The 14099-nt window shown below is 64.5% G+C and carries 12 protein-coding genes; 2 read left to right on the forward strand and 10 right to left on the reverse strand.

All coding sequences use genetic code 11. The features are described 5' to 3' along the window. Positions 1 to 1041, reverse strand: coding sequence for a branched-chain amino acid ABC transporter permease (locus ACQR13_RS05645; RefSeq protein WP_316174607.1), 1041 nt, complete (start codon positions 1039 to 1041; stop codon positions 1 to 3). Positions 1042 to 1238: 197 nt separating this feature from the next. Between ACQR13_RS05645 and ACQR13_RS05650 the strand changes: the two genes are divergently transcribed. Beyond that, on the forward strand, positions 1239 to 1745 hold the full coding sequence (locus ACQR13_RS05650; protein ID WP_315713766.1) for a MarR family winged helix-turn-helix transcriptional regulator: 507 nt from the start codon (positions 1239 to 1241) through the stop codon (positions 1743 to 1745). Positions 1746 to 1763: 18 nt separating this feature from the next. Here ACQR13_RS05650 and ACQR13_RS05655 read toward each other — a convergent pair whose 3' ends face one another. The 9 genes from ACQR13_RS05655 to ACQR13_RS05695 all read right to left on the reverse strand — a co-directional run bounded on the left by ACQR13_RS05655 (position 1764) and on the right by ACQR13_RS05695 (position 11719). Further along, a complete protein-coding gene (locus ACQR13_RS05655; protein WP_316201486.1) occupies positions 1764 to 3044 on the reverse strand; it encodes a glycerate kinase type-2 family protein in 1281 nt (426 codons plus the stop codon). A gap of 28 nt (positions 3045 to 3072) precedes the next feature. After that, positions 3073 to 4296: an ABC transporter substrate-binding protein gene (locus ACQR13_RS05660; RefSeq protein ID WP_316172681.1), complete on the reverse strand. Its 1224-nt coding sequence runs from the start codon at positions 4294 to 4296 to the stop codon at positions 3073 to 3075. 249 nt (positions 4297 to 4545) lie between these two features. After that, positions 4546 to 5769, reverse strand: a complete 1224-nt coding sequence (locus tag ACQR13_RS05665; protein WP_315825951.1) for an ABC transporter substrate-binding protein — start codon at positions 5767 to 5769, stop codon at positions 4546 to 4548. A gap of 346 nt (positions 5770 to 6115) precedes the next feature. Next, positions 6116 to 7339 carry an ABC transporter substrate-binding protein gene (locus ACQR13_RS05670; protein WP_316172679.1) on the reverse strand — a complete coding sequence of 408 codons (1224 nt, stop codon included), beginning with the start codon at positions 7337 to 7339 and terminating at the stop codon, positions 6116 to 6118. Positions 7340 to 7349: 10 nt separating this feature from the next. Beyond that, the gene (locus tag ACQR13_RS05675; protein WP_315713772.1) at positions 7350 to 8366 is read right to left on the reverse strand and encodes a branched-chain amino acid ABC transporter permease; all 1017 of its coding nucleotides are present in this window, start codon (positions 8364 to 8366) and stop codon (positions 7350 to 7352) included. A 2-nt stretch (positions 8367 to 8368) separates the two neighbouring features. Further along, entirely contained in the window at positions 8369 to 9247 is an 879-nt protein-coding gene (locus ACQR13_RS05680) for a branched-chain amino acid ABC transporter permease (RefSeq protein ID WP_315713773.1), read from the reverse strand. 13 nt (positions 9248 to 9260) lie between these two features. Continuing rightward, positions 9261 to 9974, reverse strand: coding sequence for an ABC transporter ATP-binding protein (locus tag ACQR13_RS05685; RefSeq protein WP_315713774.1), 714 nt, complete (start codon positions 9972 to 9974; stop codon positions 9261 to 9263). Continuing rightward, positions 9971 to 10768, reverse strand: a complete 798-nt coding sequence (locus tag ACQR13_RS05690) for an ABC transporter ATP-binding protein (protein ID WP_315713775.1) — start codon at positions 10766 to 10768, stop codon at positions 9971 to 9973. Before ACQR13_RS05690 ends, ACQR13_RS05685 begins: the two co-directional genes overlap by 4 nt. A gap of 66 nt (positions 10769 to 10834) precedes the next feature. Beyond that, the gene (locus ACQR13_RS05695) at positions 10835 to 11719 is read right to left on the reverse strand and encodes an IclR family transcriptional regulator (RefSeq protein ID WP_315713776.1); all 885 of its coding nucleotides are present in this window, start codon (positions 11717 to 11719) and stop codon (positions 10835 to 10837) included. Between the two features lie 212 nt (positions 11720 to 11931). Here ACQR13_RS05695 and ACQR13_RS05700 point away from each other — a divergent pair, with 212 nt between their 5' ends. Then, a complete protein-coding gene (locus ACQR13_RS05700) occupies positions 11932 to 14025 on the forward strand; it encodes a 3-hydroxyacyl-CoA dehydrogenase NAD-binding domain-containing protein (RefSeq protein ID WP_316172678.1) in 2094 nt (697 codons plus the stop codon). Positions 14026 to 14099: the final 74 nt, after the last annotated feature.

Below are 14099 nucleotides of genomic sequence, written 5' to 3' on the forward strand. Positions count from 1 at the left end.
TCAATCCTTCTCTTCTTCGACCGCGGGCGCGGCGAGCGAACGCAGCAGCAGAACCGGGATCAGCAGCGTGAAGACGATCACCTCCTTGAAGTTGGAGGCATAGAACGAGGAGAACGCCTCGACGATGCCGACGACGAGCGCGGCGACCGCAGTCAGCGGATAGCTGATCAGGCCGCCGATGATCGCGGCGATGAAGCCTTTGAGGCCGATCAGGAAGCCGGTGTCGTAATAGAGCGTCGTGATCGGGACGATCAGGATACCCGAGAGCGCGCCGATGGTGGAGGCCAGCAGGAACGCGATCTGGCCCGACAGCGTGGTGCGGATGCCGACGAGGCGGGCGCCGAGCCGGTTGACGGCGGTGGCGCGCAGCGCCTTGCCGTAGAGCGTCAGGCCGAAGAACAGCCAGAGGCCGACGATGAAGGCGATGGTGATGCCGTAGACCGCCATGCCCTGCCCGGTGAAGCGCAGCGAGCCGAGCGTCGCCGTGGCATTGAGCAGGGTCGGGCCACGCTGGCCCTCGGCGCCGAAGAACAGCAGGCCGAGGCCCTGCAGTGCGAGGTGAACGCCGACCGAGGCGATCAGCAGCACCAGCACCGAGGTGTGCGCGAGCGGCTGGAACACGATGCGGTAGAGCGACAGGCCGATGCTGGCCACGATCAGCAGCGACAGCACCAGGCTGACGCCGGCGGGCATGCGCTGGTTCGCCGCCCACATGCTGGCGAGCAGAATGACGACAGGGAGGGCGACGTTGAGGCCGAAGGTGCGCGCGATCTTCGGCGCGTGCAGCGTCTTGCGCATGGCGTAGAGGTCGAAGGCGAAGGCCGCGAGCCCGATCACGACGGCGAGCTTCGCGGTGCCCGGCATTTGGCCGGCCGCGAGCGAGGCATAGGTGAGGGCGCCGTAGGTGACGAATTCGCCCTGCGGGATCAGGATCACCCGGGTGACGGCAAACACCAGCACGAGCGCCAGCCCGAGCAGCGCGTAGATCGCGCCATTGGTAATGCCGTCCTGCAACAGGAACAGCAAGATCGTTGTGTTCAAGACAGGACGCTCCCCCTCTGTGGTGACCGGGCGCGGCCGGCGCCCTGCGCCGTCCGCCGGTCTTGGGCAGTTGAATTGGGCTGCCCGTGTTTGATATAGTGGATAACAATTATCGATTATAATCTCAAGGCCGCTGTTCCGGCTGCGGCATTCGAGACCAGGGATGGAAGCAAATGCGATGAATTTGGCGGACCGTGATGGCCGATAGCGCCAAGCCCGTCAGCAAGAGGGAAAGCCGCAAGGAAGCTGCCGTAGCGGCCGACGAGACGCAAGCGGTCCAGCTCGGCGAGCTGTCGGATCTGCTTGGCTATGTGCTGAAACGGGCGCAGTTGAAGGTGTTCGAGGACTTCCTGCGCTGCGTCGCGCCGCTGCAACTGACGCCGGCCCAGTTCTCGGTGTTGCTGCTGCTCGACGCCAATCCGGGCCGTAACCAGACCGAGATCGCCAACACCCTGGGCATCCTGCGGCCGAACTTCGTGTCCTTGCTGGACAGCCTCGAGAGCCGCGACCTGTGTGCGCGGGTGCGTTCGGCCAACGACCGGCGCTCGCACATCCTGATGCTGACCGAGAAGGGCCGCGCCGTGCTGGCCCGCGCCAAGAAGCTGGTGGTGTCGAAGCATGAGGCGCGGCTCAACGAGCTGCTGGGCCCGGATGGTCGCGACGCGCTGCTGGCGATGCTCACCAAGATCGCGGAGGAGTTCTGAAGGACGCAGTCGCGCCCTTCAATCGACCAGGATGACCCTGACGTCGTTCACGTTGGTGAGCGTCGGTCCGGTCTGCAGCAGGCCGCCGGTCGCGGCGAAGAACGCGGTGGCGTCGTTGTTGGCGAGATAGGCCTGCGGATTCAGCCCCTGCGCCCGCATCGCGGCGATGACCTCGGCATCGACGAGCGCACCGGCCGGATCGGAGGCGCTGCCGCCGCCGCCATCGGCGCCGTCGGTGTCGCCGGCGAGCGCCGCGACGCCCTCCATGTCCTTGAGGAGGCCGGCGAGCGCCAGGGCATATTCCTGGTTCGGGCCGCCGCGGCCCTGGCCGCGCACCGTCACGGTGAGCTCGCCGCCGGAAATGATCGCCATGCGGCGACCGAGCGCGCGGGCCTCGCGTGCCAGTTTGGCGTGATCGGCCGCGACCTCGCGGGCCTCGCCCTCGAGATCGGCGCCGAGATCGAGCACGTCGTAGCCCGCGGCCTTGACGCTGGCCACGGCCGCCTCCAGCGAGCTGGCGGGGCGCGCGATCAGCTCGAACGAGGCGCGGGCGAAGGCGGCATCGCCGGGCTTGCAGCTCTCATTGGCGGCATCATCGAGCGCCCGGCCGATCGCCGGGTCGACCTCGAGCTTGTATTTGGCGACGATGCCGCGGGCATCGGCCAGCGTGGTCGGATCGGGCACCGTCGGACCCGATGCGATCGCCGAGGGATCGTCATGCGGCACGTCGGAGATCGCCAGCGTCACGATCTCGGCATTCTGCCCGGCCCGCGCCAGCCGGCCGCCCTTGATTCGCGACAGATGCTTGCGGACCGTATTCATTTCGCCGATCGGTGCGCCCGAGCGGAGCAGCGCGCGGGTCAGCTGCTGCTTCTGCGCGAAGCTGACACCGTTCACCGGCGCGACCCAATTGGCGGACCCACCACCGGAGAGCAGCACCAGCATCAGGTCGCCGGGCTCGGCGGTTGCCGCCAATTGCAGCGTCTCGTCGGCGGCCTTCAGCCCGGCCTCGTCCGGCATCGGATGTCCGGCCTCGATCACCTTCACCCGCCGGGTCGGCACACCATGGCCGTGGCGGGTGGTTGCGATGCCGGTCAGCTTCGCGGGATCGAACCCGAGCGTGTCCAGGTAATGGCGCTCGGCCGCGAGCGCCATCGCGGCCGCGCCCTTGCCGGCGGCGAGGCAGATGATTCGTCCTTTGGGAGCCGCCGGCAGGAATGCCGGCAGCACGATGTCGGGATGCGCCGCGGCGACGGCGGCATCGAAGATCGAGCGCAACAACGGACGGCGGCTGGTCATGCGGCGCCGCCCGTCTGCCGTGCAGAGCCTATTTGAGCTCGCCGCTCATGACCTCGCCGAACAACTGCCAGCGCTCGCCCTTGAACTGCATCAGCTGCAGCTGCTCGATCGGCTGGAAGTCGTCCGGACCGGTGGTCAGCGTGATGCCGGGCAACAGCCCGCCCTGCGCAAACTGCTTCAGGCCTGCCGCCTGCTTCATGACATTGGCGCGGGTCAGTTCGTCGCCGCATCGCTTCAGCACCTCGACCATTGTGGTGGCGATGTTGTAACCGGTCAGCGCCGACGAATCCACGGGGTTGATTTCCGGCAGATATTTGGCGAGCAGCTCCCTGAACGCGCCAAGACCGGGGTCGTTGGCCCATTGCGGATCGGAGGCATCCTTGGCATAGGCGGCCGAGATCACCCCTTGCGAGTTCTCGACGCCGGCCGGCCGCATCACCGCCGCGGTCGAGGCGCTGACGTTCGAGATGATGGTGAGCGGCTTCCAGTTCATCTCGCCGAGCTTCTTGATCGCCTGTGCGCCGGATTTCGGTGTGGTGAACAGCACGACGATGTCCGGATTGGCCGACTTCATCTTGACGATGTGCGACTCGATCGTGGGCTCGGCGATCTCATAGCTCTCCTCCAGCACCACACGGGAGGTGTCGCCAAGGCCGTCCTTGAGACCCTTCAGATAGTCCTTGCCCATGTCGTCGTTCTGGTAGAGCACCGCGATCTTGCCGGTCGGCTGCTGCGCGGTGAGATATTTGGCATAGATACGGGCTTCCGACTGATAGCTCGGCAGCCATCCCATGGTCCACGGATTGGTCTTGGGCTCGTTCCACTTGGTGGCGCCGGTCGCGACGAACAGCTGCGGCACCTTCTTGGCGTTCATGTATTTCTGGATCGCCGTGTTGGGCGCAGTCCCGAGCACGCCGAACAGGAACAGCACCTCGTCGCTCTCGACCAGCTTGCGCGCCTGCTCGACGGTCTTTGGCGGCGAATAGGCGTCGTCGTAGGAGATGAAATTGATCTTGCGGCCGTTGATGCCGCCCTCGTCGTTGACCTTCTTGAACACTGCCGACATCGCCTTGCCGACCGAGCCGTAGGCCGAGGCGGGGCCGCTATAGGGCACGATGTTGCCGATCCTGATCTCGGTGTCGCTGGCGCCAGTGTCGTATTTCTTGTCGGCATGGGCGCTGCCGGCAACTGCGCCAGCCAGGGCGAGACCGAGCATGCTGGAGAGCGTGCGGCGGGTGAGGGCAGTGGTCACGTGGGGACTCCTTCTCGGCCTTGGAGCTTGGCCTTGTTGTTGGATCCGCCCGCAAGGCGGGCGACTCGTTTCACTCCGGACGAGTCCCCATAGCGCAGCCGCGCACTCGGCGTAACCGCCGCCGCTGCATGACCGCCTCTCTTTCAACTCCTAGCTTAAGAAATTCTTGGCAAAGACAGCAAAGATGCTTGGAGAGAGCGCCGCCTGCGGCGCGAGGCCGCAGGCGGCGGTTTCAACTGCGTCTCGTCGTTAGCCGCCGACGTCGGCGGAGATCACGTCGCCGAACAGCTCCCACTTCTCGCCCTTGAAGCGCATCAGTTGCAGCTGGCTGACGGGTGCGAAGTCGGTCGCCGAGGTGTTGATCGTGATGCCAGGCAGCAGCATCTCGGTGCGGAAGTTGCGCAGCGATGCGGCCTGCTTCATGACGTTCTCGCGAGTGAGGTCGTCGCCGCATTGCTTCAGCACCTGCACCAGCGTCTGGGCCACGCTGTAGCCGACGACGGTGCCGCCATCGAGTTTGTCGCCCTCGGGGAAATCCTTTGCCATGAAGTCGAGGAACTGTTTCATCCCGGCGTCATCCTTCCATTGCGGATCGGAGACGTCCTTGAGATAGGCCGCCGAGATGATGTCCTGCGAATTCTCATAGCCGGCCGGCTTCAGCACGCTGCCGACGGAGGCGGAGACGTTGTTGAGGATATGCAGCGCCTTCCAGTCGATCTCCTTGACCTTCTTGATCGCCTGCGCCGCAAATTTCGGCGTGGTGATGTTCACGAATACGTCGGCCCCGGTGGACTTGAGTTTGACAATGTGATTGTCGATCGAGGGTTCGGCGGTCTCGTAGCTCTCCTCCATGACGATCATTGAGGCGGCCTTGGCGCCAAGCCCATCCTTCAGCCCTTTCAGATAGTCCTTGCCGTAATCATCGTTCTGATACAGCACCGCGATCTTGGCGTCCGGCTTTTCCTTCAGCAGATATTTTGCGTAGATTCGGGATTCGCTCTGGTAGTTGGGCTGCCAGCCCATGGTCCAGGGGAAATCCTTCGGATCGTTCCACTTGGTGGCGCCGGTGGCGACGAACAGCTGCGGGACCTTCTTCGAGTTCATGTACTTGTGGATCGCCGAGTTCGGCGGCGTGCCCAGCGAATTGAAGATGAACAGCACTTCATCGCTCTCGACCAGCTTGCGCGCCTGTTCGACCGTCTTTGGCGGCGAATAGGCGTCGTCATAAGAGATGAAGTTGATCTTGCGACCGTTGATGCCGCCCTCGGCGTTGATCTTCTTGAAGTAGGCCGCTTCCGTCTTGCCGATGATGCCGTAGGCAGAGGCCGGCCCGCTATAGGGCATGATGTTGCCGATCTTGATCTCGGTGTCGGAGGCGCCGGTGTCGTACTTCTTGTCGGCGGCGATCGCGGAACTCGAGGCGAGGACGATGGCGGCAGCCGAGGCAAGGGCGGCCCGTCGCGTGATCATCATGGTGCGTTTCTCCCGTGTTGGTTCTGGATGACGTGCCGTGGCCTCCTTGACGGAAGCTCTCGTGTGTCGGGGGACTATAGCAGAGCCGCCGCGGCGTGGTTGCGACATCACGGCACGGTCCGTGTTTTATCGGTCCGCGTCCGCGCAACATCTGCGCAGTTGCGAGAAGTGCGCACAATTTGGGCGGGTGATTGCTCTGCGAGAACAGCCTGAGATCAGCCAAACGGTGTCTGTCCACCGTTCATGGCATCGTCGGTGCGACCTACGAAAAAGCCCTCCGCGCGGATGGCGCGGAGGGCGAGGTTGAGATCGGCACCGCTCTCGGCGGCGATGCTCGATTGCACGATTAATCGATGGCGCCGCTGATCGCCTCGCCGAACAGCTCCCACTTCTCGCCTTTGAACCGCATCATCTGCAATTGCTCGATGGGCGCGAAGTCGGTAGCCGAGGTGTTGATCTTGACGCCCGGCAGCAAGGTGTCGGGCGCGAAGTCCTTCAGGCTGGCGGCCTGCTTCATCACATTGGCGCGGGTGAGGTCGTCGCCGCACATCTGCAGCACCTTCACGAGCGTCTGTGCGGCGCCGTAGCCATAGACGGTCGAGCTGTCGAGCTTGTTGGCGTCGGGATAATACTGCGCGAGGAAGTCGAAGAACTTCTTCATGCCGGGATCATCGTTCCACTGCGGATCCGCAGCGTCCTTGGCATAGGCGGCCGAAAGAATCCCTTGCGAGTTCTCGAAGCCGGCCGGCTTGATCACGCTGCCGACCGAGGCCGAGACGTTGACGACCAGATGCGTCGGATGCCAATCGATCTCGGCAAGTTTCTTGATCGCCTGCGCCGCGAACTTGGGCGTCGTGACGCTGAAGAAGACGTCGGCGCCGGAGGCCTTCAGCTTGACGATGTGGCCGTCGATCGAGGGTTCGGAGGTCTCGTAGCTCTCTTCCATGACGATCATGGACGCGGCCTTGTCGCCGAGGCCATCCTTGAGGCCCTTCAGATAATCCTTGCCGAAATCGTCGTTCTGGAACAGCACGCCGACCTTGGCGCCGGGCTTGTCCTTGAGCAGGTACTTCGCATAGATGCGGCCCTCGCTCTGGTAGCTCGGCTGCCAGCCCATGGTCCAGGGGAAGTTCTTCGGGTCGTTCCACTTGGTTGCGCCGGTGGCGACGAACAGTTGCGGGATCTTCTTGCCGTTGAGATATTTCTGGATCGCCGAGTTCGAGGGCGTGCCGAGCGGGTTGAAGACGAACAGGACCTCGTCGCTTTCGACCAGCTTGCGCACCTGCTCGACCGCCTTGGGCGGCGAATAGGCGTCGTCATAGCTGACGAAGTTGATCTTTCGGCCGTTGATGCCGCCCTCGGCGTTGATCTTCTTGAAATACGCCTCCTCGGTCTTTCCGATCACGCCGTAGGCGGACGCCGGCCCGCTATAGGGCATGATGTTGCCGATCTTGATCTCGGTATCCGACGCGCCGGCGTCGTATTTCTTCTGGGCGAGTGCTGCGCCCGAGGTGAGGGCGATGACCGCCGTCGCGATCGCGGCGATTCGTAGTTGTTGAACGACCTGCAAGAGTTCCTCCTTAGTTCTTTCTGAGTTTGCCGAGCAGCTGCTGCGCCACCATCGCCACCTGCCGCGAGCCGTGCGGCACGAGGAAGATGACGAGGAACAGCAGCACGCCGAACACCGCGCCGGACAGGCCCTTCGAAATGCCTTCGGCGATGTTGGGAACGAAGATGATGAAGGCCGCGCCGACGAACGATCCGGGCAGCCAGCCGACGCCGCCGACGACCATGCCGAGGAACAGCGAGATCGCGAGAACGATCGTGTAGCTGTCGGGTGCCACGAACTGCACGGCGATGGCGCCGAGGCCGCCGGCGACGCCGGTGATGCCGGCGCTGACGCCGAACGCCAGCGTCTTGTAGGTCGCGACGTCGATGCCCATGGCGGACGCTGCGATCTCGTTGTCGCGGATCGCCATGAAAGCCCGCCCCGAACGCGAGCGTAATAGGTTCACCGAGAATACGTAGATCGCGATCGTGATCGCCAGCGTGAAGTAGTACAGCCACATGTCCTGCGACATCGGTAGGCCGAACGGCGCGTCCGGCTTGGTGACGACGAGGCCCTGCACGCCGCCGGTCCATTCCTCGAAGAAGCCGAGCTTGAGGATCTGCGGCATCGCGGTGGCGAGCGCGAAGGTGGCGAGCGCGAGATACACGCCCGAGAGCCGCAGCGCCGGTTGGCCGAACAGGAAGCCGAAGCCGAAGCAGATGACGCCGGCGACCGGCAGGGTCAGCGCGTAGTTGACATTGTACTGCTCCATCAGGATCGCCGACGTATAGGCGCCGACCGCATAGAACGCGCTCTGCCCGAGAGAGAACTGTCCGGAGCCGCCGGTCAGGATGTTCAACGCCAGCACGGCGAGTCCGTAGATCAGGAGCATCGTCATCTGGAAGATGATGAAGTTCTTGACGAACAGCGGAACCACGAGAAGCAGAAGCACGACGACGAAGGTGGTGCCGGAACTCAAGGTCATGGCCCGCTTCGGAACGGCATCGACCGCGGGCGCCTGGGATGCGATGTCCTCGACTGCGCTCATGATCAGACTCGCTTCACGATGTTGCGGCCGAACAGGCCGGCCGGTTTGATGACTAGGACGGAGATGATGAGGGCCAGTGCGATCGGCAGCTTCATCTCATTGCCCACGTGGGGAATGTAGGTGCCGGCGAGATTCTCGAAGATGCCGACCAGGAAGCCGCCGAGCACCGCACCGAAGGGGCTGGTGAGGCCCCCAAGCACGGCCGCGGCGAAACCGTAGATCAGCACGCCGCCCATCATGTTGGGCTCGAGGAACACCACCGGCGCGATCAGCATGCCGGCGATCGAGCCGATCGCGGCCGCCATGCCCCAGCCGAGCGCAATCATCCAGGAGGTGTTGATGCCGACCAGCCGCGCCGATTCCGGCAAGGCTGCGGCCGCGCGCATCGCAAGTCCGACACGGGTGTACTGGAAGAAGAAGTACAGCCCGATCAGGAGCAGCAGGGTGATGCCGATCATGCCGGCCTGATGGGTCGAGATCAGCTGGCTGCCCAGGAACGGCGAGGAGCCGAACGGCGTCGGGTACTGCTTGATGGTGAAGTCCCAGATCAGCCCGGCGCAGGAGTTGATGATCGAGAACAGCGCGATGAAGCCGGCGACCTGGGTCAGGATCGGCGCCTTGGTCAGTGGCTTGAACAGCACCCGCTCGATCACGATGCCGCCGGCGAAGGAGAAGGCCAGCGTCACCACGAAGGCGACCCAGTAGGGCAGGCCCCATTGCATCAGCTGCCAGGAGATGAATGTCGAGAACATCGCCATCTCGCCTTGCGCAAAGTTGAGATGGTCGATGGCCTGGTAGATCATCACGACGGCGAGCGCCATGCAGGCGTAGATCGCGCCCGTCGCAATGCCGGCCAGGACCTGGTTGGTGAAGAGCTCCATTGTCCCGCCTCCGTTAGTAGCCCAAATAGGATTTGCGGACGTTCTCGTCTTTCGCGATGTCCGAGGCCGCGCCCGACATGACGATGCGGCCCGTCTCGATCACATAGGCCCGATCGGCGAGCTCGAGCGCGAGCTGCGCATTCTGCTCGACCACGAGGATCGAGACCTTTTCCTCGCGGTTGATCTTGCCGAGGATGCCGAAAAGGTCGCGGACCACCAGCGGTGCCAAGCCGAACGACGGCTCGTCGAGCAGCATCAGCCTGGGTCGCAGCATCAGCGCGCGGGCCACCGCCAGCATCTGCTGCTCGCCGCCGGATAAGGTGCCGGCCTGCTGGGTGTGGCGTTCCTTCAGCTTGGGGAAGTAGGAGTACATCCGCTCGATGTCGGCGACGATGCCCGCCTTGTCGCTGCGCGTGATGGCGCCGAGCTGCAGGTTTTCTTCCACCGTCATGTTGGTGAAGGTGCCGCGGCCCTGCGGCACGTGCGCGATGCCGAAGCGCACGATGCTCTCGGTCGATTTGTTGTTGAGCGGCTTCCCCTCGAACTCGATCGCACCGGTCGAGCGCACCATGTTGCAGATGGCGCGCAGGGTGGTGGTCTTGCCGGCGCCATTGGCGCCGAGCAGGGTCGTCAGCGAACCCTCGTTGAGGGAGAAGGAGAGGCCGTGCAGGGCCTGGACCTGGCCGTAATAGGCGCGCAGGTCCTTGACGTTGAGCAGCGGCGTCATTGATCCTTGCTCCCGAGATAGGCCTTGATGACGTCGGGATCGGCCTGCACCTGGGCGGGCGTGCCCTCGGCGAGCTTGCGGCCGAAATTCAGCGCCACGACGTGGTCGGCGATCGACATCACCAGTCCCATGTGATGCTCGACCAGCAGCACGGTCACCTTGCGGTCGTCGCGAATGCGCCGGATCAGATCGCCCAGCACATGGACTTCCTCATGATTGAGCCCGCCGGCGGGCTCGTCGAGCAGCAGGATCTTGGGATCGGCGGCGAGCGCGCGCGCCAGCTCGACGCGCTTCTGGGTGCCGAACGGCAGCCCGGACACGGTCTTGTGCGCGACCTCCTCGAGGTCGAGATAGGCGAGAATTTCGTGAACCTTGGTGTTGACGGAATTCTCGCTGCGCCGGACCCAGGCCAGACGCAGCGAATCCGAGATGATGTCGCTGGAGGTGCGCGCATGGGTGCCGACGCGGACGTTGTCGAGCACGGAGAGATTGGGAAACAGCGCGACATTCTGGAAGGTGCGGCCGATGCCGATCTCGGCAATGCGGTGCGGCGGCCGCTTCAGGATGCTGTGGCCTTCCATCAGGATGTCGCCGGAACTCGGCTGGTAGAGCCGGCTGAGGCAGTTGAACAGGGTGGTCTTGCCGGCTCCGTTCGGGCCGATGAGGCCGAGGATCTGACCCTCGCGCATCTCGAACGAGACGCCGTTCAGCGCCACGATGCCGCCGAACACGACGCTGACGTCGCGGACGACGAGCAGCGGATCGTTGGTCTGGGCGAGTTGTGCCTGCGTCATCTCGTCTCGCCCCTCCCCAAATCGTTCAGGTCAGGACGCGGCGCCAGCCGACCGCGATGATGCAGGCTATCTGATACCCTCGGCAACACGGGCAACTTTTCCTCCTGGCTTCGGCTTTTTATTGAGTTCTTTGTTTGATGGGCTGCTTGTTTGATTAGTTGACGGCGCGAGGCCGCCGAGCGCCGCTTCGATGTTCCTTACCATCGCGACGAGACGAGGTCCAATGTCGGTGCGCAAGCGCTCTTCCGTGAAGCGGAATGCCGGTGCTCCGCAATTCACGGCGTAGGGACCGGTTCCGTCGTTCAGCCGCAACGCGACGCCGACCGCATGAACGTCGTCCTGCCATTCGCCGGCGGAGATCGTGAAGCCATATTTCGCAACGGTCTCGCCGGCGCGCTCGATGCCGTCGCGGATCTTCGGCCAACGGCTGCCGTAATGCTCGCGCATCTCCCGCATCAACGCGGCGCGGTCCTCGTCCGGCAGCGCCCAGATGTAGGCGCGGCCCATCGCGGTCGTTGCAATCGGAATGCGCGAGCCGACGTCGAGTTGAACGTTGATGACGCCGTGACGGCTCTGGCCGAAATAGATCATGCTCAGCCGGTCGCGGCCGCCGATGGCCACCGCGCCGCCGGTCTCGCGCATCAGCTGCTCGCGGAACGGCTCGGAAAGATGGCGGATGCCGAGATTGGCGAGCGCGGCGTAGCCCAGCGCCAGCGCCGCTGGGGCCAGCTGGTATTTCTCGAAGCGCGGCACCGGGGTGAGATAGCCGAGCTTGGTGAGCGTGTAAGTGAGGCGCGAGACCGTCGCCTTCGGCAGGTTGGTGCGCGCGGCGATTTCCTGATTGCCCAGCAGGCCGTCATTCGGCCGGAACGCCCGCAGCACGTCGAGGCCGCGCGCCAGCGCGACGACGAAGCTCCGATCGGTCGCGGGTTTCTTCCCTGGGCGTTTCATGTCATCGGCTGTTGATTGATGAGCCTCGTTGACAACGCTCGTGCTTCAAAATAACCCTGGATGTCAAGATGTGGAATTAGATTTCGCACTGCGGAATTGATGTTCGGCAGCGGGTAGACGCAAGCAAGGCTGATACTCTGCGCAAATGAAGAGCCAAGAATTGGCCGGTGCGTTAACCGGCCGCAAAGAAACGACATCCAAGGAGCTTACGCGTGAGCGAAGTGGCAAAGCTTGACCGTCATGACATCATCGGCATCGTCACCATCGACAGCCCGCCCGTCAATGCGCTGAGTGCCGCAGTTCGCGGCGGCATCCTGGACAACGTCAAGGCGGCGATCGCCGATCCCGCGATCAAGGCGATCGTGCTGACCTGCGGCGGCCGTACCTTCATCGCCGGGGCCGACATCACCGAGTTCGGCAAGCCGCCGAAGCCGCCGGCGCTCAACGACGTGCTGAGCACGATCGAGAACAGCCCCAAGCCGGTCATTGCGGCGATTCATGGAACGGCCCTGGGCGGTGGTCTCGAAGTGGCGCTCGCCTGTCATTATCGTGTCGCCACCAAGGAGGCGAAGCTCGGACTGCCCGAGGTGAAGCTCGGCCTGCTGCCGGGCGCGGGCGGCACCCAGCGCCTGCCGCGCGCCGTAGGCCCCGAGCTCGCAGTCAAGATGATCGTCGGCGGTGACCCGATCGGCGCAGCGGAAGCGCTGAAGGCGGGCCTGATCGAGGAGATCGTCGAGGGGCCGGCATCGGGCGGCGAAGCCTTCGCGCGCAAGGTGGTGGCGGAGAACCGTCCGCTGCGCAAATTGCGCGATGACGATTCCAAGCTGGCGGCCGCCAAGGCCGATCGCACGATCTTCACCAGTGCGGTGGCGGCGATCACCAAGAAGTCGCGTGGGCTCGAGGCGCCGTTCGCAGCGGCCGACGCGGTCGGCTATGCGATCGACCTGCCGTTCGACGAGGGCCTGAAGAAGGAGCGCGAAGGTTTCCTCAAGCTGCTCACCAGCGATCAGTCCAAGGCGCAGCGCTATGCGTTCTTCGCCGAGCGCGAGGCCGCCAAGATCGCCGGCGTGCCCGAGGGCACCAAGGGCCGCAAGGTCGAGCGCGTCGCGATCATCGGCGCCGGCACCATGGGCGGCGGCATTGCGATGTCGTTCGCCAATGCTGGCATTCCGGTCACGCTGATCGAGACCGCCGAGGAGCAGCTGAAGCGCGGCATGGGCGTCATGCAGAAGAACTGGGAGGCGACCGCCGCGCGCGGCGGCATCCCGGCGGATGCACCGGTCAAGCGCATGGCGTTGATCGACGGCAAGGTCGGTCTCGAGAACGTCAAGGACGCCGACCTCGTCATCGAGGCGGTGTTCGAGACCATGGCGGTGAAGAAGGAAGTGTTCGGCAAGCTCGATCAATATGCAAAGCCGGGCGCGGTGCTGGCCTCGAACACGTCCTATCTGAACATCGACGCGATCGCCGCAGAGACCAGCCGGCCGCAGGACGTGCTCGGCATGCATTTCTTCTCGCCGGCTAACGTCATGAAGCTGTGCGAAATCGTGCGTGCGGAGAAGACGGCGCCGGATGCGCTCGTCACCGCGGTGTCGATCGCGCGCAAGATCGCAAAGGTGCCGGCCGTGGTCGGCGTCTGCGACGGCTTCGTCGGCAACCGCATGCTGGCGCAGCGCGGCAAGCAGGCCGAGAAGCTGTTGTTCGAAGGCGCGCTGCCGCAGCAGGTCGACGCGGTCGTCACCAAGTTCGGCATGCCGATGGGCCCGTTCGCGATGGGCGATCTCGCCGGTCTCGACATCGGCTGGCGCTCGCGCAAGGACCGCGGCATCAAGAGCGAGATCGCGGATGCGCTGTGCGAGGCCGGCCGCTTCGGCCAGAAGACCGGCAAGGGCTATTACAAATATGAGGCGGGCTCGCGCGCGCCGCTGCCGGATCCCGATGTCGAGAAGCTGATCGACGAGACGCTCGCCAAGCTCGGCCTCAAGCGGCGCGCGGTCAGCGACGAGGAGATCCTCGAGCGCATGATGTATCCGATGATCAACGAGGGCGCGAAGATCCTCGCCGAAGGCATTGCCGCGCGTCCGTCCGACATCGATGTGGTCTGGCTGTACGGCTATGGCTGGCCGATCTATCGCGGCGGCCCGATGTACTGGGCCGACAGCGTCGGCCTGAAGCACATCGCCGAGCGGCTGGCGTTCTATGCCAAGGAGACCAATGATCCCTCGCTCGAGCCGGCGCCGCTGCTGAAGCAGCTCGCGGAGGAAGGCAAGACGTTCGCCTCGCTGGCGCAGGGGAAGGCCGCTTGAGGCTTTGCCCTAGCTCCGTGCACAGCTGCGCCCCCCTCCCCCTTGCGGGGAGGGGTTGGGGGTGGGGGGCCGCA

This window comes from Bradyrhizobium sp. HKCCYLRH3059, assembly GCF_051168035.1.
Lineage (GTDB): Bacteria > Pseudomonadota > Alphaproteobacteria > Rhizobiales > Xanthobacteraceae > Bradyrhizobium.